This window comes from Eggerthella timonensis (genome assembly GCF_900184265.1).
Taxonomy (GTDB): Bacteria; Actinomycetota; Coriobacteriia; order Coriobacteriales; family Eggerthellaceae; genus Eggerthella; species Eggerthella timonensis.
Genome location: NZ_FXXA01000002.1, coordinates 476,675 through 502,878, shown reverse-complemented (window position 1 = coordinate 502,878; position 26,204 = coordinate 476,675). Strand labels below are relative to the sequence as shown.

The 26,204-nt window shown below is 64.1% G+C and carries 23 protein-coding genes; 19 read left to right on the top strand and 4 right to left on the bottom strand.

Going from position 1 to position 26,204, the window contains the following annotated elements:
- Positions 1 to 22 precede the first annotated feature (22 nt).
- The 5 genes from C1A15_RS02215 (at position 23) to C1A15_RS02195 (ending at position 5,567) form a co-directional block, all read left to right on the top strand.
- Positions 23 to 808: a ParA family protein gene (locus C1A15_RS02215; RefSeq protein WP_101721064.1), complete on the top strand. Its 786-nt coding sequence runs from the start codon at positions 23 to 25 to the stop codon at positions 806 to 808.
- Complete coding sequence (locus C1A15_RS02210; RefSeq protein ID WP_101721063.1) at positions 801 to 1,745, top strand: ParB/RepB/Spo0J family partition protein; 945 nt, start codon at positions 801 to 803, stop codon at positions 1,743 to 1,745. Before C1A15_RS02215 ends, C1A15_RS02210 begins: the two co-directional genes overlap by 8 nt.
- Positions 1,742 to 2,974, top strand: coding sequence for a helix-turn-helix domain-containing protein (locus C1A15_RS02205; RefSeq protein ID WP_101721062.1), 1,233 nt, complete (start codon positions 1,742 to 1,744; stop codon positions 2,972 to 2,974). The genes C1A15_RS02210 and C1A15_RS02205 overlap by 4 nt, the downstream gene beginning before the upstream one ends.
- 319 nt (positions 2,975 to 3,293) lie before the next feature.
- Positions 3,294 to 3,503 (top strand): hypothetical protein, encoded by a 210-nt coding sequence (locus tag C1A15_RS02200; protein WP_101721061.1) that lies wholly within the window; start codon positions 3,294 to 3,296, stop codon positions 3,501 to 3,503.
- 261 nt (positions 3,504 to 3,764) lie between these two features.
- The gene (locus C1A15_RS02195; RefSeq protein ID WP_101721060.1) at positions 3,765 to 5,567 is read left to right on the top strand and encodes a P-loop NTPase fold protein; all 1,803 of its coding nucleotides are present in this window, start codon (positions 3,765 to 3,767) and stop codon (positions 5,565 to 5,567) included.
- Between the two features lie 92 nt (positions 5,568 to 5,659).
- Here the strand turns inward: C1A15_RS02195 and C1A15_RS02190 are convergent, their stop codons facing one another.
- Positions 5,660 to 6,487, bottom strand: coding sequence for a nucleotidyl transferase AbiEii/AbiGii toxin family protein (locus C1A15_RS02190; protein ID WP_101721059.1), 828 nt, complete (start codon positions 6,485 to 6,487; stop codon positions 5,660 to 5,662).
- The gene (locus C1A15_RS02185) at positions 6,484 to 7,011 is read right to left on the bottom strand and encodes a type IV toxin-antitoxin system AbiEi family antitoxin domain-containing protein (RefSeq protein WP_101721058.1); all 528 of its coding nucleotides are present in this window, start codon (positions 7,009 to 7,011) and stop codon (positions 6,484 to 6,486) included. The genes C1A15_RS02190 and C1A15_RS02185 overlap by 4 nt, the downstream gene beginning before the upstream one ends.
- Before the next feature lie 543 nt (positions 7,012 to 7,554).
- Between C1A15_RS02185 and C1A15_RS02180 the strand changes: the two genes are divergently transcribed.
- From C1A15_RS02180 to C1A15_RS02170, 3 genes are all read left to right on the top strand, one after another.
- Positions 7,555 to 8,862: a ParB/RepB/Spo0J family partition protein gene (locus C1A15_RS02180; RefSeq protein ID WP_101721057.1), complete on the top strand. Its 1,308-nt coding sequence runs from the start codon at positions 7,555 to 7,557 to the stop codon at positions 8,860 to 8,862.
- 337 nt (positions 8,863 to 9,199) lie between these two features.
- The gene (locus C1A15_RS02175) at positions 9,200 to 9,868 is read left to right on the top strand and encodes a hypothetical protein (RefSeq protein ID WP_101721056.1); all 669 of its coding nucleotides are present in this window, start codon (positions 9,200 to 9,202) and stop codon (positions 9,866 to 9,868) included.
- A 316-nt stretch (positions 9,869 to 10,184) separates the two neighbouring features.
- Positions 10,185 to 10,562, top strand: coding sequence for a YraN family protein (locus C1A15_RS02170; protein WP_101721055.1), 378 nt, complete (start codon positions 10,185 to 10,187; stop codon positions 10,560 to 10,562).
- Positions 10,563 to 10,618: 56 nt separating this feature from the next.
- Here the strand turns inward: C1A15_RS02170 and C1A15_RS02165 are convergent, their stop codons facing one another.
- On the bottom strand, positions 10,619 to 11,728 hold the full coding sequence (locus C1A15_RS02165) for a UvrD-helicase domain-containing protein (protein WP_101721054.1): 1,110 nt from the start codon (positions 11,726 to 11,728) through the stop codon (positions 10,619 to 10,621).
- Positions 11,721 to 13,346 carry an ATP-dependent nuclease gene (locus tag C1A15_RS02160; RefSeq protein WP_101721053.1) on the bottom strand — a complete coding sequence of 542 codons (1,626 nt, stop codon included), beginning with the start codon at positions 13,344 to 13,346 and terminating at the stop codon, positions 11,721 to 11,723. The genes C1A15_RS02165 and C1A15_RS02160 overlap by 8 nt, the downstream gene beginning before the upstream one ends.
- A 299-nt stretch (positions 13,347 to 13,645) precedes the next feature.
- Between C1A15_RS02160 and C1A15_RS02155 the strand changes: the two genes are divergently transcribed.
- From C1A15_RS02155 to C1A15_RS16935, 11 genes are all read left to right on the top strand, one after another.
- Complete coding sequence (locus C1A15_RS02155; protein WP_101721052.1) at positions 13,646 to 14,056, top strand: hypothetical protein; 411 nt, start codon at positions 13,646 to 13,648, stop codon at positions 14,054 to 14,056.
- A gap of 12 nt (positions 14,057 to 14,068) precedes the next feature.
- Positions 14,069 to 15,301 carry a relaxase/mobilization nuclease domain-containing protein gene (locus tag C1A15_RS02150; protein ID WP_101723654.1) on the top strand — a complete coding sequence of 411 codons (1,233 nt, stop codon included), beginning with the start codon at positions 14,069 to 14,071 and terminating at the stop codon, positions 15,299 to 15,301.
- Complete coding sequence (locus tag C1A15_RS02145; protein ID WP_245864877.1) at positions 15,298 to 15,819, top strand: hypothetical protein; 522 nt, start codon at positions 15,298 to 15,300, stop codon at positions 15,817 to 15,819. The genes C1A15_RS02150 and C1A15_RS02145 overlap by 4 nt, the downstream gene beginning before the upstream one ends.
- A 329-nt stretch (positions 15,820 to 16,148) precedes the next feature.
- A complete protein-coding gene (locus tag C1A15_RS02140) occupies positions 16,149 to 17,003 on the top strand; it encodes a tyrosine-type recombinase/integrase (protein ID WP_101721051.1) in 855 nt (284 codons plus the stop codon).
- A gap of 389 nt (positions 17,004 to 17,392) precedes the next feature.
- Complete coding sequence (locus C1A15_RS02135; RefSeq protein WP_101721050.1) at positions 17,393 to 17,950, top strand: RrF2 family transcriptional regulator; 558 nt, start codon at positions 17,393 to 17,395, stop codon at positions 17,948 to 17,950.
- Positions 17,931 to 22,391 carry a carboxypeptidase-like regulatory domain-containing protein gene (locus tag C1A15_RS02130; protein ID WP_146001792.1) on the top strand — a complete coding sequence of 1,487 codons (4,461 nt, stop codon included), beginning with the start codon at positions 17,931 to 17,933 and terminating at the stop codon, positions 22,389 to 22,391. The genes C1A15_RS02135 and C1A15_RS02130 overlap by 20 nt, the downstream gene beginning before the upstream one ends.
- A gap of 139 nt (positions 22,392 to 22,530) precedes the next feature.
- Positions 22,531 to 23,955, top strand: a complete 1,425-nt coding sequence (locus C1A15_RS02125; RefSeq protein WP_101721048.1) for a SpaH/EbpB family LPXTG-anchored major pilin — start codon at positions 22,531 to 22,533, stop codon at positions 23,953 to 23,955.
- Between the two features lie 18 nt (positions 23,956 to 23,973).
- Positions 23,974 to 24,894, top strand: coding sequence for a class C sortase (locus tag C1A15_RS02120; RefSeq protein WP_101721047.1), 921 nt, complete (start codon positions 23,974 to 23,976; stop codon positions 24,892 to 24,894).
- Positions 24,887 to 25,642, top strand: coding sequence for a class C sortase (locus tag C1A15_RS02115; RefSeq protein WP_101721046.1), 756 nt, complete (start codon positions 24,887 to 24,889; stop codon positions 25,640 to 25,642). The genes C1A15_RS02120 and C1A15_RS02115 overlap by 8 nt, the downstream gene beginning before the upstream one ends.
- Positions 25,643 to 25,681: 39 nt before the next feature.
- Positions 25,682 to 26,044 (top strand): hypothetical protein, encoded by a 363-nt coding sequence (locus C1A15_RS02110; RefSeq protein WP_101721045.1) that lies wholly within the window; start codon positions 25,682 to 25,684, stop codon positions 26,042 to 26,044.
- Positions 26,020 to 26,178 carry a DUF5679 domain-containing protein gene (locus tag C1A15_RS16935; RefSeq protein ID WP_180952970.1) on the top strand — a complete coding sequence of 53 codons (159 nt, stop codon included), beginning with the start codon at positions 26,020 to 26,022 and terminating at the stop codon, positions 26,176 to 26,178. The genes C1A15_RS02110 and C1A15_RS16935 overlap by 25 nt, the downstream gene beginning before the upstream one ends.
- Positions 26,179 to 26,204 lie beyond the last annotated feature (26 nt).

Here is a 26,204-nt window from a genome sequence, read left to right as displayed (position 1 = left end):
TCCGCGGAAACGGAGGCAGGCCATGCCATGCAGGATCATCGCGGTGGCCAACCAGAAGGGCGGCACGGGCAAGACGTCCACGACCCTGAGCCTGGGCGTCGCGCTCGCGAGGCGGGGCAAGCGCGTGATGCTGGTCGACTCCGACCCGCAGGGCGACCTCACCAAGTCGCTCGGGTGGGCGGACCCCGACTCGCTCGACGTCACGCTCGCGAACCACATCCAAGCCGCCATCGACGGGGACGACCCCGACCCCCGGGCGGGGATCCTCCGGCACGCGGAGGGCGTCGACCTCATGCCCGCCAACATCGACCTCGCGGGGCTCGAGATGGCGATGTTCATGGCGATGTCGCGCGAGCGGCTGCTGGGGACGTGGATGTCGTCGTTGAAGGAGGGCTACGACTATCTCTTTGTCGACTGCCCGGCCTCGCTCGGGATCATCCCCGTCAACGCCTTCGCGGCCGCAGACGGCGTGCTCATACCGGTGTCCGCCGAGTTCCTTCCCGCCGCCGCCATGACGGGCCTGCTGAAGTCGGTCGAACGGGTCAGGCGGCAGATCAACCCCTCGCTCGAGGTCGAGGGCATCCTCGTCACGCTCTTCGACGTCCGCAACAACCTCGCGCGCGAGGTCGAACGCACCGTGCGCGGGCAGTTCGGGGGAGCCTACCGGGTGTTCGACACGGTTGTCCCCCGCGCGGTCTCCGCTGCGGAGTCGCCCGCATCCGGCACGAGCATTTTCTCCTACGACGGCGGCGGCAAGGCAGCCGAGGCCTTCGCGCGCCTCGCGGAGGAGGTGCTGCGCCATGGCTAGGAAGAAGGCGACGATCGAGCTGCCGACCGTGGACAGCCTCTTCACGTCGCAGGAGGAGCGCGAGTCGGAAGGCTCGGAGCGCGTGGCCCTCGTGCCCGTCGACGCAGTGGAGCCCTTCCCGAACCATCCGTTCCGGGTCTCCGACGACGAGGAGATGGCCCGGCTCGCGGAGAGCGTGGCGGCCAACGGGGTGCTCGTGCCCCTCACGGTGAGGCCTCTTGGAGTGGGCCGCTACGGGCTGGTGAGCGGACACCGTCGCAAGCGGGCGGCGGAGCTCGCCGGGCTCGCCGAGGTGCCCTGCGTGGTGCGCGACATGGGAGACGACGAGGCGACCATCGCCATGGTCGACTCGAACATGCAGAGGGAGGCCATCCTGCCGAGCGAGCGGGCGTTCGCTTATTCGATGCGACTTGAGGCGATGAAGCGCCAGGGGCAGCGCACCGACCTAACTTGTGCGCAACTTGCGCACAAGTTAGACGGCAGGAGGTCGAGGGATATTCTGGCCGAAGAGCTCGGCGTGAGCAAGGACAAGGTGCAACGCTTCGTGCGGCTCACCTTCCTCGTCCCCGGATTGCTCCAGCTGGTCGACGAGGGGCGCGTGAAGATGCTCCCCGCCGTCGAAATCAGCTACCTCTCGCGCGGCGAGCAGGAGCAGCTCCTCGACGCCATGGAGGCGCAGGCGTGCACCCCCTCGCACGCCCAGGCGCTCAAGATGAAGCGCTACTCCAAGGAGGGCGCGCTCACGCCCGCGCTCGTGCGCTCCATCATGGAGGAGGAGAAGCCCAACCAGGTCGAGCTGTTCAAGATCCCCAAGAGGAGCATCCAGCGCTTCTTCAAGGCCTCGGCCACCAAGGACGAGATCGAGTCCCGCATCGTCCGCGCTCTGGAGCTCTTGGAGCAGGCCGAGCGCCGCCGCGACGGGATGGGCGGCGCATGATGGGAAACGTGATGCACCGGGGCAAGGGCTCGTTCACCCACGTGGAGAACACCGTGTTCTTCGACCACGCCCTGAGCCTCAAGGCCAAGGGCATCTACTGCCAGATCCGCTCGCTGGAGAACAACCCGGAGTGGGTGTTCACCATCCGGGGCTTCTCCACTCTCGTGCGCGACGGCGTGGACGCGGTGACCGCCGGCATAAGGGAGCTCGAGGCGGCCGGCTACGTCATCCGCGCCCGCAAGCGCAGCGGCAACGGGCGGTTCGTGACGGCCGAGGAGGCCACGTGGGTGACCCTCGACGACCCCGCGATGCATGAGGAGGTGGCGGCGGAGCTGAAGGCGGAGGGTTTCGCCGTGCTCTCCGAGTTCTCCCGCGAGCCTCCGGCCAACGTGGAGAACGAGCCGGAGGCCTTTGAGGAAGGCGAGGGCAAAGGGGCCGACGTCCCCGAGAAAGCCCAGATCGTCGCCAGAACGGGAAAACCCGTATCTGGAAAAGCCACATCTGGGAAACCGGCCCCTATAAATTACTCATCGGATAAAGGGCCTGACTCGAATAAACAGCCCCCCTCTTGTCCCCCCGAGGGCGGCTCGCCGGACGGGGGCGACGGGTTCGTCCCCTACCGCAAAGGAGAGTTCCCCGAGGCGTTCGAGCGGCTGTGCGCGATGTCCATCAAGCCGGTGGCGTCGCTTCGGTTCAAGCGCGACTGCCTCGCGGCCTGGGAGCGCCGGGTGGCCGAGGGCTTCTCGCCCGAGCAGATTCTCGACGCCTACGCCGCCTACGCCAAGAGCTACTGGCTGCGCAACGGCGACGACCCGGCGCTCGCGAAGAACCTCGCCCGCTGGATCGAGGGGGAGGGCGGGCTTCGCGCCTACTCTGACGAGCCCATACCGCCGGACCTGCTCGACGTCGACGGCGGGCCGCTCGACATGGTGGGGCTGGCCCAGGCCGATCCCGAGTTCGCGAAGCTCTGGCGGCGGGTGGAGACGAGGCGCGCGGTCCTGCGCTCCCAGCTCTACGCCGTCGACCGAGGAACGCCGGAGACGGAGGTCATGAGGGCGTGCGAGGAGGACGCGCACTACGCGCGCTACCTTCGGGCCTGCCAGGAGCGCTACGATCGCTACCTCAAGGTGCTCGACCTGTTCCGGGGCCCGGGCGCCGGCCTCGGGGAGGCGCGCGAGACCGTCGTCGCGGAGAGCCCGAACCCCTATGGAAGGAGGGTGCTGGCATGAGGGCAGCATGGAAGTTCGCGAAGTGGCTCTTCCGGGCCGTGTTCCGATTCATGTGAGGAAGGCGGCCGCAAAGGGAAGGCCCCCTTCGCCGCCTCGATCGTCTGGGGAAGGTGTGCATTCCCGCCGCCGGGCTGGATGATGCTTATAATGGACGAGTCACGCTAACCGAATACCTACGCCAAATACCGAGCAGAGGGGCATCTGCCGTTTGGGTATTTGGCGTACATTTCCCACAGCGTGACAACTGAGGTGGATGCCTCTCTTCTCCTTTGCAAGGGGCCGCGCTTCCTCAGTGGAAAGCCCGACGAAAGGAAGCCCCATGGCCGGCATCCCGCAGACCACTCTACCTGAAGAGGCCGTGGCCGCAATCGTGCGGTCCTCCGAGAAGCTGGAGGGTGCCGCATCCATCCTCGCCATGCTCGAGGACAAGGCCGACAGCCGGCCGGTTACCGCCTCCGAGCTCTCCGCCGTCCGCTGCATCGTGGAAGCCTGCGCCGCCGATTTGGACAGGGCGTGGGAAAGGGCCTAGGAAAACCGGGGTCGATCCCTTGAGGCCGACGCATGCAAAACCTGAAGTTTTTAAATTTGGCAGCATATTCCCAACTTGCCCCATTACGCCAATCGTCTTCTCTAACCGTTTGGCCTTTGACAAGTTTGACGAGGCCATCGCATCGCACAATGAGAGCTGACCATTGCCTTTGCGCACTTGCGCCGCATATCGAATCTCTTCTCACATATAATTAGTCCAGAGAATCATTTCTAAGGCTATGAGAGCGTATGGGAGAGTCGCATGTCTACGGAATGGGAAATACTCGAAGTCGTTCGCGAATACATACTGAATGGCCACAGCCGCCATGCGGTTCTAATCGATGGGGAATGGGGCACTGGGAAAACAAGGTTCGTCAAAGAAGTTTTGAAGCCGAACCTCGAAGGCATAGAAAACCCTTATATAGTCATCAGGGTGTCTTTGTTCGGGGTTGCCAGCTCCGACGAGCTGTTCAACCGTGTCGTGGAATCAGCCGTAAATGAGTACGCGTCCATCGAAAGCGATCCAACTGGAAAAAGGTCGGAAGATCTGGCGAAGTTCGCCAAAGAAGCCGGCATCTCCTCTGTAAAAAAGCAACTGAAAAAGGTTGTTGGGAAAACAGGCGTGAGCTATAGCGCATCTCCCAAGCTCATGGCGTCTTTGATGTGCGGAAAGAGATGCCTGATCGTATTCGACGACGTGGAGCGTCGCGGCAAGATATGCGATGACGAGCTCTTCGGGGCAATCAACGATCTGGTTGAAGGACAGCAGAGGAAGGTTCTGCTCGTTGCGAACAATAAAGAACCCGCCAAGGCTATCCCCAAAGAGATTATGGAAAAGCTGATCTGGCCTGTCTGCCAATTCACGCCCGATGTCGAGCGTTTGGCGCACAGTCTTCTCGGCAACGCCCTGAGCCGCTATCCCTCTGATCTTAATGCCAACCAAGAGCTTGTCCGAACGCTACAAGAACGCGGTTTCCGCAATGCCCGAGCCCTTCTGAAAGCCACGGATCTGGTTGCGCTTATTGCCGACACTAGCTTCGTAAAGGATGAGAGTCACGATATGGCAAGGAAGCAATCCACACTGCGTGATGTTTGGGGCTTCGTTTGCTCGGTAGCTCAAGGGGTGTATCCGAGCATGCCCTCTGAAGGTCATGATGAGCGTGAGTCTTTCGCTGATATCTTGAATAGGCAAGTCGAGAAAGAGAATTTCGAGAAGTTCTCCCTGCTGCCTTTCGTCCGGCAGTATTTTGATAAGGCCGAGAGCCCTGATCTGGATGTAATGAGCGAGCAGCTGGTGGATTACGCGAACAAGTACCATCCTCAAACCCTACGAGAGCAAAGAGCATTGGAAGCACAAGACGTGGTGTTCGGGTCTCGCATAGACGATGACGATGCGGAAAAAGCCAAAGGCTCCATTCTCGAAGCTCTCGAATTCAGACAACTGGGGGTATCGAACATCCCCAAAAGCCTATGTGCGCTGTCTCTGCTCGAGTCTTGGGGGTTTGTCGACGAGGACACTTGGAACGATGCCATACGTTTTGCGGATGAGATTCTTTCGTCAAATATCATGGAATCATATCGCCTGATCAGCTCAGATGACTTTTCATGGAGCTGCGCGTTCTTCGAGGGAGGGGGCAAAGGAGTCGAAGCTGTGCGTGCCTTGAAAAAAGACACCTTCGATCGATACGACGCTTGCGCCTCTGACGAGATGAAAAAGTCGATAGATGTGTCTTCGCCCGATTCCGGATCGGATCTCGCCGAGTTCATGGAAGAGCGCTTGCGCAGCGACCACTTTGATTTCAGGCTCTTCCCTGAAGATCTGTTTGTCGCCTGCGTGAAGTCCAGCAGCGTCGGTTCCTTGGTTGCCCTCAGGGTCTTCCTTCAAGGGCTCGAAGAGAGAATGCTTTCCATAAGACGATTCGAGGGAACTGAGGAATGGCTTCAGAAATCCGTTGAACTCATACGCAATATAACCCCAGCCTCCAAGATGAAAAAAGTCCATATCGATTGGATGATCACCTCGATGGAAGGGATGTTAGAGCGGCTGAACTGCAAGTCGAATTGAATCAACGCATCTTTTGCGCTGATAACTTGCTGGCGATTCGTTGTTCCGAAGAGTTCCGAAGAGTTCCGAAGATCCGCTTGAAAATGAAAAGGCTAGCGCCCCGCGCTTTCTATTCTCTCGATTAGATCGTTCGCCCAAGCCACCGCCTCGTCGATGCCCGGCTTGACGGGAAGGTCCGCCGCTTGCGCCGCGTACAACGCGTCCCAGCCTTCGCCCTTTGCCACGACGGGGGGCCACGTTTGCGCCTTGCGGTAGGCGAACAGCCTCGCGCACGTCCGCCGGATTTCGGCCAGGTCGAGCTCGGCGTTGGCCGAGATAAGCTGGAGGTCCACCAGGTCGCGGACGCGGTCGCCTCCGCCCGTGACAGCGTGGATCTTCTGCGCGACCTGGTGGACGAGCGGCATGAGCGGCACCTTGCCGGGTGCGGGAAAGCCCATCTCGACAAGCGCGCCGGCAGCGTCCTCCGTCTCTACCCAGTCGGCAGCCTCGGCGTCCCCGATCTCGTTGTACCCGACTTCCAAGGGCACCGTGCACCAGGGCTTGCCGTTGTACGACAGCTTCACGTCAAAGGGCCTCATCACGTATTCCTGCGGGACTCCTTGGGGATGCGCCGGATCGCGCGGCATGACGCGGCCGGTGAATCCCTCCCAGCCTTTCGCGAGCGTCGCTGCGAGCTTCTCGGCATAAACCCCCGGATCGGTCGCCGTGGCGGTGTCAAGATCGGTGGTGAACCTGGTCGCCGCGTTGCCGAAGCGCATCTTGAGGGCGCTTCCCCCTTTCACCACGCCGTCCGGGAGCATCTGCGAGACGACGACGTTCGCCACGAGGGTGCGCATCCTCACGTACTCCTCGGGCGATCCGCCGCACGCCCTCCGGATGGCGTCGTCCAAATGTCGCATGCTGCTCGGCTTCTTCTTCATGCCTCAAGCTCCTCCACGAGCCTCTCCTTCTCGCCTTGCGTCAGGTACCCCAGGCGCGCGGCCTCTTCGGCCGCCTGTCGGGCGCGGAAAGGTCCCATCGTCCCGGCAGCCTCTTTGACGGCATCGGCCGCGGGCTGGGATGGCACGCCTTCGTAGCGCACGACCTGCTCCCTCGGTCGACGCCCGATTACCTGCACGCCCTCGCCGAGGCGCCTTCTCACTCTGCTGGGAGATGCGACCCACATGCGCCCTGGATCGATGGGGGCGAGACCCAGAAGCGCCACGACCGACTCCCCGTAGAGGTACGCGTCTGGACCGGCGGACTTCACGGCGATGGCGTAAGGGGATGCTTCCTGGTAGGGCCAAACTGGCATCCTGTAGACGCCTCGGGCAACGCGCTGGAGCTTTCCCCTCCGAGCCAGCTGGGTCAATTCCGCATTCGACACGCCAAGATCCCTCGCTTCGGCAGAGGTGATGAGCCCGAAGTCGTCCACCGCATCGTATATTTCGTCAATCTTCGCCATGTCAAAAGTATAGCGTATTTGTACTACTTTTGACATTCTCATTTGCATTGGGGCTCAACCGTCATAGACCGATTGTGACCCTGCTCATAGCGTAGAGGACGCGCAAAGACATCAGCTCCGTATTCCCATCTAAGCGGCGTTTTCGCGAGCGGCGTGGTCGACAACGCCGGCTCCTGTTTCTGGACTTCCTCATGACAGTCCTCGCCTCCCTCGATGCCACCGATCCGACTCTAGCCCACGCAGCGGTTCCAAGGCAAGCGTGCGACGCGCCTGCGAACGGGCGCCCTTCTCGCCGCCTCCCCGACCTCCTCCTCGCCCCGCCCCCGGCGTCCTTGGAGCCCGCATGCTCGGCCGGGAACCGGGCCGCGCGCAAGGGCCGCGAAAACTTTCCGGCAGGATGCAGCCGCATCCATGCCCTCCCGGAAACTCTGCGCCCTGGCGGGTTTCGCTTCCTCCCTTGCGCGCCTCCCGAACCCCGGCCGGAGCACGGGCCGCAAGGCCCGCCCAGAGGGGGCGGGGCGAAACGAACAGGAGGTCAGAAAGATGGAGACGACGAAGATCCCGCTCGCCCAGTGCATCGAGAGCAAGCACCAGAACCGCAAGGACCTGGGCGACGTCTCGGGGCTCGCCCGCAGCATCGAGGTGAACGGGCAGATCACGCCGCTCATCGTGGTTGCCGACGGCGACGCCTACCAGCTGGTCGCGGGGCACCGCCGGACGGCGGCCATGAGGAAGCTCGAACTCGAAGAGGCCGACGCCTACGTGATGGACGGCTGGGACGACGCGCGCATCGCGCAAGTGCTCAACGCCGAGAACAACCACCGCAAGGAGCTCACCGAGGCCGAGCGCGGCCAGGGCGTCCAGACGATGCTCGCGCTGGGCGTGCCGGTGGCCGACGCCGCCGTGAGCGCCGACATCGACGAGGAAAAGGCCGAGGCCTACGTGCGCGGCTCGAAGCTGGTGCCGGTGGACGCCGTGAATCTGGACTTCGACGCGGTGGCGCTCATCGGCGAGTACGACGACGTACTGACCGAGGACGACGTGGTGGCGGTGTTCTCGAAGAAGAGCTACTGGGAGCGCATGGAGGTCTGCCGCAAGGCGCGCGGCCGCGCGAGCAAGAAGGAGCTCGCGGAGAGGCTCGCAGCCGAGGGCGTGCGCGTAGTGGAGCGTTCCGACGCCGAGGGCATGCACTGGTGCGACGGCGAGTGCGGGCATGACGGGATGGTCGCGGTGGTGAGCGCGACCTACTTCGGGGAGGCTCGCGCAAGCTACTACTGCGACGACGCGGAGCACGTGCACGAGCCGAGCGCCGAGGACGTCGCCGCCGAGGAGGCGTTCATGAAGCGCGCGGCGGTCATGGACGCCTACCAGGACCACGTCCTGGAGTTCGTGAAGACGGCCTGGCCGAAGTTCCCCGGCAAGGGCCATGCGAAGCTGCGCCAGTGGGCGCACGAGGCGTTCGAGGCGCGCTACGAGTGCGAGCCGGACGACGCCTGGGCCGGCTTCAGGGAGCCGAGGGGCAAGGCGCTCGACCAGTTCGTCCTGATGCGCACCGTGCCGGAATGCGTGCCGTGCCTTTCGGGCCACGTCCTGAGGGAGGGCTACGAGCCGTGGGCCTACGACTTGGACGACCTGCTCTCGTTCACGTCCTTCCACGACGACGTGCTGGCCGCGGCGGGCTTCGAGGACACGCCCGACGAGCGCGAGCTCATGGAGCGCCTGCGCGGGTTCCTCGCCGAGGAGGGCGAGGGAGAGGACGTTGCCGAGGAGGCCTGGCCCGAAGGCCCCGATGACGACGAGCCGCCGTTCGACGCCGACGAGGTGATCGAGCCCGTGGCGATGGCGGCCTGACCGCTCCCTGCCGGGAGGCCGCCCCGGCCTGCGGGCGGCCTCCTTCCCCGACGGCGACGCGGCTTCTCGGGCGCAAGGCGAAGCCCGCCCTCCCCGGCGCTCCTCCCAGCTCGGCCCCTCCTTTCCCCGGCCACCACCTCGGGCGCATGCTGCCCGGAACCGCGCCGGGGCGCAAGGGACGCGAAAAACCTTCCGCTGGAAAACCACTAAGGCGACCGGAAGCTCAGGCCTGCGGTTTTCGCTTCTCCCCTTGCTCCCCGACACGACCCCGGGCGGACGCATCCCCAAGGAGGCGCCCCGGAAAAGGAGGGGCGCCGCGAAACGACAGGAGATCGTCATGGGAAATCAGGCCGTCATCACCACGCGCGAGCGCAAGTTCGGGCTCTACCTGCACTGGAACGGGGGGCGCGACACCGTGGGCCCGCTGCTCAGGTACTGCGAGCTGCAAGGCTATTGCCCGCCGAGCGAGGACGACTACGGCTGGGCGCGCCTGTGCCAGGTGATGGGAAACTTCTTCGGGGGATCGCTCTCGCTCGGCCTGGGCAGGTACACCACCGACAGGCGCATGGACCCCGGCGACAACGGCATCTACGTCATCGAGGGCTGGAAGATCGTCGACCGCATCCACGAGAGCGCCGGCTGCGAGGAGCAGCTGGTGTACGACTTCGACGAGATGCTGCGCGCCTTCGACGAGGCCATGCCGGAGCGGTTGCGGCTCGGCGGGTTCCTGGACTCGGTGGAGGTTCCCGTGGGCGAGCTGCGGCTGGGCGACGAGGTGTGGCTGCGCGACAGTGTGCGCGATAAGTGGGAGGCGTTCCCCGTCGTGGGCTTCGGGCAGCCTGACGGGAACCGCATCGTCGTGTGGGTCGACTTGCCGGACGGCAGGAAGGGCGTCACCTACCCGGACTTGCCCTACGTGGCCTGGTACGACCACGACGGAGACTTCAGCTGGAACCCCAACAACTACGTGCGCGGCGCCACGGCCCGCATCAAGCCGAGGGCGTGAGGCCCTGCCGACTCCCGCAAGCGAGCCCGTCGGCCCCTGTTCGGCCGGCGGGCTTTCTCTTCGCCGCTCTTCTCCGCGCGTCCTCTCCCGAACCGGCCGTCCCTTCCCGCCTCGAAGCCCGCATCCTCGCCGAGAACCGCGCGGGCGCGCAAGGGCCGCGAAAACTTTCCGCGAGAAGAAAACCTCGCCGACGCCTCGCGGAAACTCGGTGCCCTCCGGGTTTCGCTTCCCCCCTTGCGCGCCCGCGCGGACCCCGGCGGCATCCGGGCCACGAGGCGGGCCGAAGGGGCCGGCCGAACGACTTAGGAGGTCAACCATGGAAGAGGTCAAGACGAGCGCCACGCAAGCCGCAAGCCGCTTTCTCTCGCATCGAGGCTACGACGTCCTCGAGACGGGCTGGAAAAGCGAGGCCGGCACGGCGGACATCGTGGCCCGGGACGGCGCCGCGCTCGTGTTCGCGAGGGTGAGCGTCCGGCCCGGCGGGTTCCCCGCCGAGGGGCGCGGCGCCCTGGACCGCTGGGGCCGGGAACGGGTCGCCCTGGCCTACCTGGCCGAGCACGACGTGGCCGACGCACCCATCCGGTTCGACGACATCGACATGGCGATCGTCGGAACCGGCCGCGCCATGATCCGCCATCACATCAACTCGATGTACGCCGACATCCCCCAACGCACCCTCACGGAGGCCGCCTAGACCTCCCGGCCCCGCGAGGGGCGCGCCCTCCGGCCCCGGCCGGAGGGCTTATGCATCTACGGACTCCAAATTTGAAAAAGCACGTCCGGGAACGCATGCCTCTCATTTACGGTAGCGATTACCTTTGCAGGGTCGTCGACAGCTAGGGCCACGCTGAATCGCGCCCTCGTGACAGCAACGTAAAACTTGCAGGCGCTTTCCTCAGCGAGAACCTTGCCCTTGAGCAAAAAATCGTTGATAGTATTGGTGGCAACCACAACAACGTGATCGCACTGCATTCCCTTGCATTCTCCGAAATTGGCGACAGTTGACCCCTGAAAAACGCCGCTCATCTTATTCCAGCGCAAAACGGTCGCACCGTATTGTGAAGCGTACTCTTCGACAACGTCCTTTGGGATCACGAATACACCGCTATGTTCTTCTTTGCATTCCACATGGGATATTGTTTCCGGGAAGGCGGCAATCTCCCTGATTATGGCATCGGACAACCGCGCTATCTCGGGAACGAATCGATGAGTCTCATTCAGGTTCTCTATAGTGCAAAGCTTTTCCATCTCTTTCCGTTTGTAGAATCCAAGAGCCTTGATGCCCCTATAAGGCTTGTGCTTGGTGTCGTGCTTCGACGTTGCGATGACCGACTGCCTTGGATCAAGCACGACCGTCGTCTCGATTCGTGACTTGAATAGCATTTTCACAATCTCGAGATCGTTTCCTCTCAGGTCTTGCGCTTCGTCGATGTATATCAAATCATAAAGCAACTCAAGCCTCCGGAGTGGTGCTTGCCTTGCTGCTTTTATGACTTCAACTGCGAGCTTCGCTAAAGTTCCCGGATACGCATCCCCTTCTTTGTTGAAATAGCGATCAGCGCCCCCGAGGTATTGAAAGGTCTGAGGGCTAACGCCCAGCCCACGCAACTGTGCATCGGGGAATAGAAGTGGCAGATATGGTCGGACTATCTGGTTGAGGAGAAAGGCCATCCACCCCATAACGCAGGGATGTTCGTTCGTGCGGCCACTGGCCATTGCGATTCGGTTTGCGTCTTCAAGCTGGTTTCTTTCCGTGTATGTAAGGACGAGGATTCGCTTCCGGTTGCAGCTCGAGGAGATTTCCTCTGCAATTCTTCGCGTCTTACCTGCGCCAGCGACAGCGACCAGAACCTTATTCATCTTGGCTGATGAATTCCACGGCGGCTGCGATATATTCTGGAGCAACCATATTGTCTTTTTCGGGCGAGCTGCACGAAACAAAGGCCCAAGCCCAGTCTGTCTTATGGTCTTTCATGTAATCGACAATTTCAGAAGAATTCGGAACGCCATCGAACCCCACTAGTTTTGCAAATGCTGCCAGGTTGCGTTCGTTCGCTGCGACCATCTGCGGCTCAAGGGACTTAAGGTCGATGTTTTCGCCAACGAACATGCGCCTGCGATCGTTCAAGTACGGTTTGGCATCGTTCTTCCACTTTTCCGGCGGCTTGCCGTCGTTGTCCCTCAAAACAGCAACGGGTCCCTTGTTCAAAGCGCTGGCTAACTCCAATGCCCTCTTGCCTCGAACACCATAGGAGATAACGTCGATGCCGCTGCTCTGGGGATCGCTCGAATGCTTCATCTCGTAAGCCCAGTTGAATATCATTTCGTCGGAGGGGCCCTCGACTAGAACGATCTTTTTTCCAAGTACTATTCTGAGAGTATCGACGCCGCTTTGTTTGCGAAAGTAGGCGACGGTATCGTCGCTCAGGTCTTCGATGCAACGCGGCGAGCAACCTTGGGAAAGAAGCGCTAACTTATCGAGGCCTAGTCTATTGAGGACAAATGCATTATGGGTTGTGACGAAGAGCTGTCGGCCAGACAGGTGGGACTCTATCAGCCCCATGAGCCTTGTCAAACTGGTATGCGACAAATGATTCTCAGGCTCCTCCATGAGCAGCACTTTCTTCGATGCTGCCTTTTTGAGGGCAAGCCTCGTTCTCGCCTCGACCTGCACGCCTCGACCAGCTAGCGATAGAGGTAGCCCTTCCTTTTGTATCGTCACGGAATTACGCCAGTCCGAACGTGAAGACTGGTCCATTTGAAAGCTTATCCCTTCGATTATCCCCTCGTCGTCATCTTCGACGATGCCGCTCAAAACCTCCTCATCGATGCTTTGCTTAAGATCGCGGTACATACGTGCAATTTTGCGCTGCTCCTCGTCAAGAATGTGGGCATCTACGGTGTTCCTTGCGTAATAATCTACGACATACGCTGAACGAGCCGGATTTGCATCGACGCGAAAGCATGCCACCGAATCGGGCGTTTTTGCCAAAGGTGCTCCTCTGAACGATCGCCACGAGACGGAGTAGTACTCGACTGGCAGAAGATGTTCCTTGCGTTCGTCTTGACGTGCAACCGAGTAGAACTCTTCACGCAGGTCGTCGTCGACGGTGATCGATAGAGCGATTCCCGGCGCATCTTCTTCTAGGGAGTTGTTTGCACCCTGAAGATGGGCGATATCGCCACGGTCTTTCTCAAAATAGAGCTCTATGAGTATCGCAGGAGGTTTGACGGTTCCATCTCCTTTTCTCATGGAGTCGTAAAAGTCGTCTACATCGTCTTTGTTGAACCAATGAGGGTCAAGCGACTCAACGGCCTTTGATCCGCCTAATCGACAGCGCATCGCCAACTCGATGGCATCTAGAATCGTTGACTTTCCAGAAGCGTTGTCGCCAACGATGATGTTGACACCAGCCTTTGGTTTCCACTCGAAGTAGCGGAGAATGCGGAACCCGCGTACCAATACCCTCTTTATCATGGCGCCTTCTCTCAAAACCTTATGGTGTGGCTAATTATAGTCCGACTTGATCCCAAGCCAAGCAAGAGGCCTATTCCGTGTACACAGTCCACGGAATAGATCTTCGCAGCCGCTCGGGGCAGGCCCCGGCGGGCGGCCCGCCCGGGCGGGCCGGGCCGTCGTCATCGGAACGGGGACGGGCGTCCCCGTTCCGGCCCTGGGATCGCACGCCTCGCTTCGCGCTCGGCTATGCTTCGGCGGGGGATGCCCCGCGCCCCTGGAGAAGCGGGAACCCGCGAGAGCGAAAGGCAGCGCCGACCTTGGAGAGGCACCCCAAGCAGATCCACGTGAGGGCGTCGGAAGGCGAGACGGCCCGCGCCAAGGCGCTCGCGTCCTCGCTCGGCATGACGCTCTCGGACCTCGTCCGCTGCCTGCTGCAGCTGCCCGCCGACGCGATCGAGGACGGCCCGCGCCTCGTCGTGGTTGACCGCGCGACCGCCGCGAAGCTCGCGCGCGAGATGCGCCGATGGGGACACCACTACAACCAGGCCGTGCACGCGCTCAACGCCATCGCCTACTACCTGCGCGCGAACGACATGGACGCCGCCGACGTCCTCGAGGAGCTGGAGCGGGCGCGCCTCAAGCTGGAGGCCATGCAGCCGGGCGTCTCGGCGCTGCGCGAGGAGACGTCGGCGCTCCTGGAATCGGCGCTCGCGTTCCTCGGGCGGTGATCCGCCGTGCCGATGCTCAAGACCATCTCCGGCCACACCTCCGCCCGCGGCATCTTCCGCTACCTCACCAAGAAGAACCGCGCGCTCGCGACCGACCTCATAAACATCGACGCTCCCGGCCCGGAGCAGCCCGGCCGGCCCCTCGACTGGGCGCGGGCCATGGACTCCACGCGCCGCGCCTTCGGCAACGACCTTCCCTGGCGTGGGAAGCGCGTGCGCACCTACAAGCACTACGTGGTGTCGCCCGACCCGAGGGACGGCATCTCGCTCGAGGCCCTCCGCGAGCTCGCCGCCGCGTGGGCGTCCGAGCACTTCGCCGACCACGAGGTGGCCGTCGTCTACCACGACGACAACCAGAACGGCATCCCGCACGCGCACGTGGTGGTGAACAACACGAACCTGGAGACGGGCCGGCGCCTGCAGGACCCCGACCCGAAGGCGCTCGCCGCGTCGCTCCAGAGGATGGCCGAGGAGAGGGGGCTTCGCGCCCTCAAGCCGCCCGAGCCAGAGGGCGTCGCCGCCCGCGCGGAGAGGCGCAGCCCGCGCGCCCGGCCCGCGACGTACCGCGGCGAATACGCCCGCCGGGCCGAGAAGGAGATCCTCGGGCGGGGCGACTACTCCTGGACGGCCGACATCCGCGCCCGCGTGCGCGTCGCGCGGGCCGCGGCGCGCAGCGAGGAAGAGTTCAGGGGCATCCTGGCCTCCCTGGGCGTGACCGTCTCCGACAACTCGCCGAAGGCCCCGCGCCGCGACTGGGTCTACGCGCTCGCGGAGCACCCGACGCGCCGCGTGAGCGGGGAGCGGCTCGGGCTGTCCTACGGTCGCGAGCGGCTCGAGCCGATGCTGCGCGCGGGAGGGATGGGCGGGCTTTCCGGCGAGGGCGGGCGCAAGGCGGCCGACATCGCCCGGCGCGCGGTCGAGGTGGGCAACCTCGAGGAGCTGGGCCTGCTGTCGGATACGGTCGCACTCATCGAGGCATCGAGGGCGACGAGCCTCGCCGACCTCGACGCGTTCGCCGCACGGAACCCGTCCGCGGGCTTGCGGGACGCCGCCGCGATCGCCGGCTACGCGAGGGCGGCGGGCATCCTCCCGGAGCGGAGGCCCGAGGCCCGCCCCCGCAAGCCGGCGAGCGCGAGGGGCGCCCGGGGCGGCGGAGGAAGCGCAGAGGCCGGGCGGGGCTCCCGCTCCGACCTGCCGCAGGCCTCCAGGCAACGGCAAGGCAGGACGGAGGAGAAGGGAAGATGATCCTCAAGGCGTACTACGCGGGCGGCCGCATCGACGTGTTCGACACCGACCACCTGGTGGACGGCGTCCCCCAGCCCGGGAACCTGCTGACCAACTACACGCTCGACCTTGCCGACGTGAACGGCGAGAGCCTGTGGCTGCGGTCCTACTACTACGAGGCGGCCCCGGCATACAAAGAGGAGCCCGGCCCGACGGGGCTCCCCGTCGCCCGCAGGCGCGACGGCTGGAGCTTCCTGATCGCCGACGAAAACGACATCCCGAAGCTCAACCGCCTGACCGTGGACGGGGAGATGGTGCTCGTCAAGATAGCCGGCGAGCTTGTCGATGCGGCAGCCCTCTCGTGGGCGTACGACGTTGCCGAGGAGTACGTGCCGCGGGCTGCGGCGGCCTTCGATTTCCTCATGCGGGGCTCTTTCGGAGAGGACGGCGACTCGGTAGAGGCGTCGGCAAACGCCTGCGGGCTCCCCTCCTCGCTCGTCCCCTTCCTCCAAGGGCAGAGGCGCGATCCTGAAGTTTAGCTCCGCCATCCTGCGAACAGCGCCCAAATGCGAGAGAAAGTCGCCTCGCCCAGCACCGGCGCAGCCAAAAGGGATCGCCAGTCAGCGGGCCGCACGGTAAACACCGCCGAGCCGTCCCCGACATTTAACAAGAATATAAAGGTTCGGCCAAATCCGATCGTGAGCTAAAGTGCACGTGAGGGTCGGCGCAAGGCCGCTGGCCGACACGGTAACCGAACGGTGGAGTTCCGGTAGCGAAAGATAAGACCCCGCGTCGCGCGACGGGGCCCGAAGTCCTCGAAGATGTAGCCTCCCAGGTGCCGCGAAAAACCGACAGAAGGAGGTCGCCCATGCTAATCCCGCGGTTGTTCCAAAACGTCCTGCTGGGCAGGTACCGCGACTGGCTCGTCGAGCGCGAGCTGGCGCCCAACACCGTCAGCAAGTACACCCGCGACGTGCGGCGCTTGCTCGAGTTCGTGTCCTCGTCCCCCGTGCCGAGCCTCAGCAAGAAGTCGGCGCTCATGTACAAGTCCGACCTCGTGGAGCGCTACGCCCCGGCGAGCGTCAACTCCATGATCGCCGCCGCCAACAGCTTCTTCAAGTTCCTCGGCAAGCCCGAGCTCTCCATCAAGCAGCTGAGGATCCAGAGGCGCACGTACCTCGGCACCGGCGAGGAGCTCACGAGGGACGACTACCTCGAGCTCCTCGCGGCCGCAGAAGAGCAGGGCGACGGCAAGGCGAAGCTCATGCTCGAGACGCTGTGCTCCACCGGCATGCGGGTCGGCGAGCTGAAGTTCGTGACGGCGGAGGCGCTGGCCGACGGCTTCGTGAGCATCAACATGAAGGGCAAGGTCCGCATCGCGTGGATACCCGAGGAGCTGAAATCGGGACTCGAGGCCCTGGCCGAGCGGGAGGGCATCCGCTCCGGCGCGCTGTTCCGCTCGAAAAACGGCGTCGCGCTGCACCGCACCTACGTGTGGAAGAGGATGAAGTCGCTCGGAGAGGCGGCCGGCGTCGACGCCGCGAAGGTCTACCCGCACAACCTGCGCCACCTGTTCGCCCGCACGTTCTACTCGGCCCACAAGGACATCAGCGCCCTGAGCGACGTGCTCGGGCACTCGAGCCTCGCCACCACCAAGATATACACCATGACGTCCGGGAGGGAGTGCCGGCAGCAGCTGGCCCATCTGGGCCTTGTGGCCTGACGAACGAGCGGGCTGCTACATAATGTCGATTATGTAGCAGCCCGCTCGAATTTCGCATGTCTTTTCGCCATGGAGCGCCCTTGGCGAAATATAAGCTACCGGCATCATAACAAAAGATTAGACAAATAGAAAACGTTTTTTCAACGGGAGCCTTACAGGCGCGCCCGGCAACGCGTGAATTCCCGCCTTCGGGCACGCCAACTAGACCCCGGCTCTAAACGGGGCCATCGCTGCTTCGCCTTCGGCGATCGAGGTGGGCAACTCTGCGCAAAAATGCCTTTGCCCAAACCTCGAAACGGCACGCTCTTAACGCCGAGGCGTTTCGCACCCATTCCGGCTGCTACATAATCGACATTATGTAGCAGCCCGGGGAAGACCGGGGCAGCGCTATGAAGACGACAACCGAGCACGCAGTGCTCATCGCCCTATGCCTCGCTTCCTACGGCGGCATGCGCAGCGCCAAGGACATAGCCGCCTTCACGGGAATACCTGCGGCTTCCGTCGCGCAAGCAGCTTCCAAGCTCCGCCAAGCCGGCCTGATCGACTCGATTCGAGGGCATGCGGGAGGCTACTGCTTGCCGGGATCGGCCGAAAACGCCTCCCTTTTCGACATCGTGACAGCCATGGAAGGGCGCAGAGACGCCGTCGCCTGCGTCCGCCCCGAAGACCCTCCTTCTCGCCGGAAGCTCGTTTCGGACCCCGTCTCCAGGCGAGGAGCCGAAAGGCTCGATTCCGCCGTGCGGGCCCTGGCCCTCGTCGACCTTCGCATGGACGAAATCCTTCGAGAGGCGACGCTTGAGCGGCTGATGCTCGGCCGGGACGGCCCGACTGCCTCTGACGACTTTTCCGTGCCCGCCGCAATGCTCGGCTCGCGCGATGCCTGCGTTACGAACACACTAGGACCGTCGAAAGGAAAGGAGAGTGGCTATGGGGCCAGTAACGATTAGCGAAAGGAGGAAGCGGCCTTCGCCGAGCATGGCGGCCAGATCTGCGCTCGCCGTCCTGCTCGCCCTTGCGCTCGCCGCTCCCGTGCAGTTATCGTACGCAGCGGACTCCCCCGCTGCAACAACTGCGGAAAACGCAGAGGGCGCGCGCGCCGCGCAAGACGGTTCTTCGGAAGGAGCCGAGACCTCCCAGCCTGTTGAGTCGGAGGCTGATTCTCCGACGCCGGATCAGCCTTCGTTGAATATCGAGGGTCCGGGCGAATCAGACGCGCCGGTTGCCGAGTCGAGTGCCCAGCCAGGCACCGAATCGGGGAGCGCGGACGCCATGGAGAGCGCCTCGACCCTGGCGCTCGGCGACACAGAGGTCAGGCTCGCCCAATCGAGCATCGACGCCGGAGTAGACCCGGAGAACTTCCTCCCGGGTCTTGCCGGGCAAACGGACATCAGGCTCTCGGTCCTCTACCGCCCCGACCCCAGCCAGTCCGGCAGGTGGTTCACGGTGAAGACCCCCGACGGCTTCAGCATAACCACGGCGCCGACGTCCCTCGAGTCCGGCACGATAGAGAAAAGCAAGGATTCGAAAACCCTCACGGTCAAGCTGCGCGACGACGTTTCGGTGGACGTGGCATTCGACATCGTGGTCTTGCAGAACGCAGAGGCGATCTACGATATGGCGAGCGCCGCCGACGTGGTGCAGCGATTCGCCCTGGACTCGTATACGAACGCCGGCGGCGCGGAGCCGGTCGGCTCTTCTTACCTCGACTTCAAGACCGCCAAGTTCGCCCCGGCCGAATACTCCTTCGCCATAGACAATGCCGCCAAGTCTTGGGGCGACGTGTCGACATCGAGTCGTCCTATGGTCTCCTACTCCTTGACCGTCACGAAGAGGGCCTATACCGCCCATGATGCAGATTTCAGAATCGCCGTGCCCCGCTCTCTCGTCTCTGCGGAAGGAGATGTTCTCGGGATGGCGAGTGTAACCGGGGCTGAGCCCGTCACCTCGGATAGCGAGTACTACTATTATCGACCGAATACGAGCTCCGGCAGCGGTTACTTCATGTTCGACCACGCGTATGGCAAAGACAGCTCGGCGGTTCTGAAAATGGAGTTCTCCCTGAAGCCGTTGTCCACAGGCGCCATGTTCTCGGAGGAGCTGTATTCGTCATCGTCCGACATGGGCTTCCAATCGTCGGTGCCCGACGCTGGCGCAACGTGGAGCTTTGACAAAAAGCTAACGTTGGATACTTCGGTTCCGGCTGCTGCGCAACGTGCGTTCTCTTTTTCTCGTCCATGGAAACAGGAAGTGATGGCGGGGGAGACGGGCATCTCCGGCACCATGGGACTCACGTTTACCCAGGCATATCCCAACATCGCGATCAAGCAGGCCGAGGCGGTCATCGACTTCCCCGTCGAAGTGGTACTGAAAGAGGCGGCGTCGGATGCGTACGGCGGCGCTTGGACGTACGTGACGAACAAAGGGAACAGCATCAAGGCGGATGCAGTTCCGAGTCTGGACCCCAATGACGAATGGGTTGTCCAGGCAAAATACCGCGGCCCCGTCTTCGGGAATGGCAACTCCCTGCCTACGGCCTGGGGCTTCGCCATGGACGTTCGCTCAGTGTATCCGGACGGGACCGCCGTACCCGACAAAACGGTGTACTGCAACTACTCGCTCACCTCCCTAACGGAATCCGTCCCATCGTCAACGGGCAACTTCTCCTTGAAGATCGCAGCTCCAAAAGACGATCTGGCCATCCGGAGCTCGGTGTTTGACGTTGGGATCGGGTTGTCGTCGCAAAGCATCGGAGACCTTAGGTTTCTCGGCTCCGGTTATACAAAGACATACGAAGATCTCAAGGTGACGATCGACGATCCGGCTATCTTGGGTGTGGTGGATCGGTTGACCTTTACCTCCAGGTTGAAAGAGGCCGTTGTCGAGTACTCCACCAACGCAGGCACGACGGGCACGGTAAAGGCATCCGATGCAGGTCTTAGCAACCCTTGGGGTCTTACCGTCTCTATGAAGGATTACGTTCCAGAAGGGGAATACCTGACAGCGTTGTCTTTTAGCTTCGAAACGCTCGACGGCAGAAACCTTGCCGACAGCATTTCCCTGAACTCTCAAGCTGTTGTGCCCGGAAGCCTCCCCTCTGCTCCGGAAACGGATCTGGATGGGAAAACCGTCTATACGAGTTTTACTTGGACTGCCCCGGGTTCAAACAATAGAACCTATGCCTTTAGCACGCGCTTCTACAAGGCGGTCGACCAGCAAATACTATCGGTCGAGGACATGTCGTGGTTCACGTACTGCCCAGATGACTACCCGGTTTCTGGTAGCGGCCATGTAAACAATATCCCGATCGCACGAATCAAATTCGCCAAAAACGCCGATAGCAAGCGACTTCTCTACCAGGGAATGGAGGTCGATCTCTCCGGCACCGATCCGCGCGTCCTGGCGCTTGTAAGCAAAGTGCGGGTGAGCGGGGGCTTTCTTACCCAGTCCCATGTCGTTCAGTACACGACCAACTTGGATCCTGCTCCCCGCTTGTCCGAGCCTTATCGCGACAATATCGATCTTGGTCTGCAAGAAGGGGAGTACCTGACTTCTCTTAAGTTCGTGCCCATGAACGACAGCAAGCAGTTCGATCCTCAATCCGCGGTGACCGTCGAGCTCCTCATGTCGGACCGTTCGTGGAGCTTCGTGAACCCCGACGAGCCTTTCCCCGACGAGCCGACCAGCTACCCGGTGAAGGCGATGTTTTCGGCAGCCAACTCGACTTCGTACGACAGGGCCGGCGAAAGCGCCTCGTTCTACAACAAGGCAACGGCGAAGATCATGGGATTCGCAGCTTCTGGCTCGACCAAATCCTCAAGCGTCTACCAAGGAGACACCTTCACGTACTCGGGCTACTTGAGCGCTTCTGTGGAGTATGCCGGTGCTTACAAAGTGCAGTCGCCCACGTATTACTTCAAAATCGACAAGGATTTCGCATATGAGGCAGCCTCGATGCGGGTGGTGGGCCAAGACGCAGTGGCGACAACTTACTTCACTGCGGACGGCGATATTGTGCTGAAGGTGGAAATACCAGACTACACGTTCTACTCGCAAGCCAATTACTCTGCGCCGTTAGCGTTCGAGTACTCCTTCGACTTGCGCGTCAAGCCGATGGCGAACCCCGGCTCGGGGAAGGTGCCGGTCGTTCAGATCTGGGCTGACTTCAACGCGAGCACCGGGGCGCCAGACGAGGGCTTCGTGCCCGTCGTGCTGGAAAACACCACGACGGACGCGGCGGGCGACTTGGGCCTTCCCGTCGGAACGCCGCTCTACATGGCATCCATGTCCGCGAAGCAGAACGTGCTCGAGCTGGTGGAGGTGGGCGCGAGCGCGCTCGCGACGGCAGACGCGGCCCTCGGCTCCGACGTCGAAGGGCACGACGATAGCGACTTCGGGCAGCAGCTGTCGCTGGTGTCGCACGTCGACAGCGCCACCAAGGACTGGATCGCGTACGTGCCCGTGCCGAAGGCCGGGCTGTCCGCCCGGTACCAGGAGCAGGAGGACGGAAACCTCGGCGTCAAGGAGACCGCGCCGTCGGACTACTCGCAGAACCTGACCGGCCCGGTCACGGACGCGGGCGACGACGCCGTGGTCACGTATTGCATCGACGACACGCCGTCCTTCGACCTGACCGGGGGCGCGGAGGGCACCTACGTCGATGAGTCCGCCATATCCGATTGGTCGCAGGTCACCATGATTCGCATCGCGATCCCCGAGATGGCGGCGCGCGAGAAGCGCTTCCCTGTCGTCCATTACACGAGCGACCGTAAGGCGGAGACGGGCGATAAAATGGCGTACTCCGGTATCTACTACAACTTCAAGCTCGGCGACGCGACCGACTGGTACCGCGGAGAGGGCGCGTACGGTGCGAAAAACTCCTTCGCGCTCGTCGACTTCCTCGTCACGGGCTACGCCTGGTCGCAGGAGCCTGCAGCCGCCGCGGCGGAGCCGGCGGCCCCCGAGGCCGACCGCTCCCCCTTGGCTGGGGTCTCGGTCTCCACCGCCAACGCGGTGACGGGCGCCGTCCTGTCCGCCACGACGGGCGCGGACGGCAAGTACAGCCTGGCGGTCCCGAGCCATGGCGACTACGCGCTGACGGCTCAGGCCCCCTCCTCGCGCTACGAGCTCGTAGAAATGGGCGCGCCCGGCGATCCTAGCGCATCCAAATTCGATCCTGCGACCGGCGAGGCGTCGGTGACGCTCAGCAAGGTCGACGTCTCGCACGTGAACGCGGGCTACTCCGCGACCGGCCCCATCTCCGACCCGACGGTGTTGCCGGTGACGGGCGGGCCGGGCACGGTGCCCTTCGCGCTCGCTGGGCTCGCGATGATGGCGGGAGCGGCGCTCGCGTTGCACCTGCGCCGCAACCACCTCCCCCGTCGCCGCTAGGCCGCGCCTAAGCGCCTTGAAGGAGGTGGTGCCCGTCGAGGAGGTTGACGACCCGGCGATCACATTGAAGGCCTGCGGCCCCCGAAGGCGCCGCAGGCAAGAACGAGAGACGGAACGACTATACGAAGGAGAGGATCGCATGATGAGATCATCATCGCTCCCGAAGCGGGCGGCGGCATTCGCGCTCGCTGCGGCCATGACCTGCCTGATGCTGCCGGCGGCCGCGTTCGGCGCCGGCACGTTCGGCATCGAGGTGCACAAGTACCAGGACACGAGCTGGACCGGCGGCACCGCCGGCGACGGCACGGAGATCACGCCCCCGACGGGGGCCCAGCCGCTCGAGAACGTCGAGTTCAAGGCGTACAAGGTCGTCGCCGGCCACGAGGCCGACGTCGACATCACGGCCGAGAAGGTCGCCGCCGACAAGGGCACCTACCTCGGCGCCGGCGCGGCCCCGGCCGGCACCGAGACGACGGCCGCCAACGGCACGGCGAGCTTCACCGGCCTCGACGAGGGCCTGTACTACGTGGAGGAGACCGACAACGCCGCGGTCGCGACGAAGGCCGCGCCGTTCCTGGTGCGCCTGCCCATGAACATCAACGGCACGCTGGCGAGCACGGTGCACGTGTACCCCAAGAACACCGTCGAGGGCGCCCCGCCCGTCGACAAGGGCGGGCATGTCGAGCCCGGCGCCCAGGTGGGCGACACGGTCGACTGGTACGTGAAGGTGGGCGTGCCCGAGGACTACGCAACGGGCAAGAAGCTCGTCGTCAGCGACACGATCGACGCCCGCCTCGCCTACGTGGCGAACTCCGCGACCGTCGGCGTGGGCGCCACGCAGGCCGCAGCAACCCCGGTCGCCTTCACCGAGGCGATAGCGGGCGCGAAGGTCACCTGGACCATCGACGCGGCCGCGCTCAACGGCATGGCCGTCGCCGCGGGCGACTCCATCTGGGTGAAGTTCCAGACGAAGATCGTCACCATCGACGGCAACCCGATCCCGAACCAGGCGCACGTCGACTACACGAACTCCCTCGGCGCCACGGTGAGCGGCGACTCGGGCACCAACCCCGTCGACCCCGACGGCCCCGGCCCGAACCCGCCGATCGATCCCGAGATCGGCTTCGGCGACCTCGACCTCACCAAGGTCGACAAGAAGGACAACGCCGCCCTCGCCGGCGCGCAGTTCGAGCTCTACACCAAGGCCGCCGACGGCAGCTACGTGAAGGTCGCCGCGTTCGGCACCCAGACGTCCGACGCCAACGGCAAGATCGCCTACGCGGACCTCGCCGAGGGCACGTACTACCTGAAGGAGGTCAAGGCGCCCGCCGGCTACGAGGCCCCGGCAGACGGCACCTACACCGAGTTCACGGTGGAGAAGGATGCGGGCACTGGATCCTATGACGTGCTTAAGACCATCTCCAACACCATGAAGGGCGAGGACGCCTTCCTGCTGCCCATCACCGGCGGCATGGGCGTGATCCCGTTCGCCGCGGCGGGCATCCTGCTCATCGGCGGCGGCCTCTACCTGGTTGCGCGCTCCCGCAAGCGCGACGCCGCGTAGGCCGGAGGGGGCGCGTCCGTGAGGCGACCGGCCAAACAGGCAACGAACGCAGTCCGGCCGGGCCCGCAGGGCGCGGGCGCCCGGGCCGGGCGGCGCCCCTCGGGGCGCCGCCTGGCCGACCTCGCCGTCTCGCTTTTGCTGCTCGCGGGGGCGGCGCTCCTCGCCTACCCCTCGCTCGCGGAGTGGCAGGCGCGGGAGGGCCAGCAGGCGAGCGTCCGCACGTACCTGCAGGCGGTCGAGGAGGCCCCCTCGCAGGAGCAGGAGGACCAGCTCGCGCTCGCGCAGGCCTACAACGAGGGGCTCGCCGCTGCGACGCCCGCCGACCCGTTCTCGGACGGGGGCGCCGCGCCGCCCGAGAACGGGTCGGGGTCGCTCGCGGAGGAGTACCCTCGCATCCTCGACGTGTACGACGGGATCATGGGCTACCTGTCCATCCCGTCCATCGGCGTGGAGCTGCCCGTCTACCATGGGACGAGCGAGCGGGCCCTCCGGCTCGGCGTCGGGCACCTGCCCCAGACGTCGCTGCCCATCGGCGGCGAGGGCGCCCACAGCGTGCTGTCGGCCCACACGGGGCTGCCGGAGGCGAGGCTGTTCACCGACCTCGACGAGCTGGTCGAGGGCGACCGCTTCTTCGTGCGCGTGTACGGGCGGACGCTGGCCTACGAGGTGGACCGCATCTCGGTGGTGGAGCCCTCCGACACGGCGGGGCTCGCGCGCGCCGAGGGCGAGGATCACGTGACGCTCGTCACCTGCACCCCCTACGGCATCAACTCGCACCGCTTGCTGGTGCGCGGGACCCGTGTTCCCTACGAGGCCGAGGGGACCGTCGCCGACCAGGCGTACGGCAACCCCTTCCCGTGGTGGACGCTCCTGCTGCTCGCGGGCTGGGCCGCCGCCACGGCGGCGCTGTGGAGGAGCGGGAGGGGCCGGGTTGGATAGCAGGACGCGGAAGGCGGCCGGACGCCGGCCGAGCCCCCGCCCCCCGCGGAAGGCGTCGATCGCGCTCGCGGCGCTCCTGATCGCGGCGGGCGCGGGCGCGATCGGTTACCCGTTCGCCATGCAGGCGCTCTACCGGGCCGATGCCGAGCAGGCCGTGGGCCGCTACGACGTCGAGTACGGCGGCGCGGCTGCTGCGGGGAAGTCGGCGTCGGGCAAGGACCTGGACCGGCTGCTGGCCGACCTCGAGGCCTACAACGGGCGCATATTCGAGGAAGGGCAGGCGGGCCTCAAGGACCCGTTCTCCTACGAGCAGCCGGCCGTCGACCTCGCGGCCTACGGCTTCGACGAGGACATGATCGGGTACCTGGAGGTGCCGAAGATGGGCCTGCGCGTGCCCGTGTACCTGGGGGCGAGCGAGGAGAACATGGCGCGGGGGGCGGCGCTGCTCGGCGAGACGTCCGCGCCAATCGGCGGCGAGAGCACGAACGCCGTCATAGCCGGGCACCGGGGCATGGCCACCGCGGCCATGTTCCGCGATATAGAGTCGTTGGAGGTGGGGGACGAGGTGGAGGTGGCCAACCCGTTCGGCAAGCTCGAATACCGGGTGTCCGAGATAAGGGTGATCGACCCGGGGGACCGCGAAGCCGTCCTCATCCAGCCCGGGCGCGATCTCGTGACCCTGCTCACCTGCCACCCCTTCCCGACCAACGCGCAGCGCTACCTCGTGTACTGCGAGAGGCGGCGCTGAGGAAGCGGCCGGACGACGAGAAGACGCAAAGGAGAAGCGATGGCGAGAACGGCGGCGCGAGAGCTCGAGGAGAGGAAGGCCCGGGTGCTCGGGCGGTTGAGGGACGCGGGCGCGGCCGACCGGCCGATTCCCCTGTCCCTGTCGGCCTTGAGCGCGGCGCTCGGCATCACCGAGTGCCGCGCGAGGTGCAGCCTCAGGGCCCTGAAGGACGAGGGGATGATAGCCGTGCGGCCGCGGTTCCTTCCGAACGGCGGCCAGCAGGAGAACGCGTACCGCATCACCGCGAAGGGCAGGAACTGGCTCGTCCTCGTCGGGGACGAGCCTCCCTCGGGCGAAGGCGGGCGGGAAGACGACCATGGAGAAAAGGAGCGCGGATCATGTCGATTGAAGCGTACTGCATGAAGTGCAAGCAGAAGAGGCAGATGCTCGAACCGAAGATGGGGAAGACGAGCAACGGGAAGGCCATAGCGAAGGGCTCCTGCCCCGTGTGCGGCTCGACCATCTGCCGCATCGGGGCCGTTCCGGACGGCAAATAGCCGGGGACCGGGCCCGCCCCGGAGCC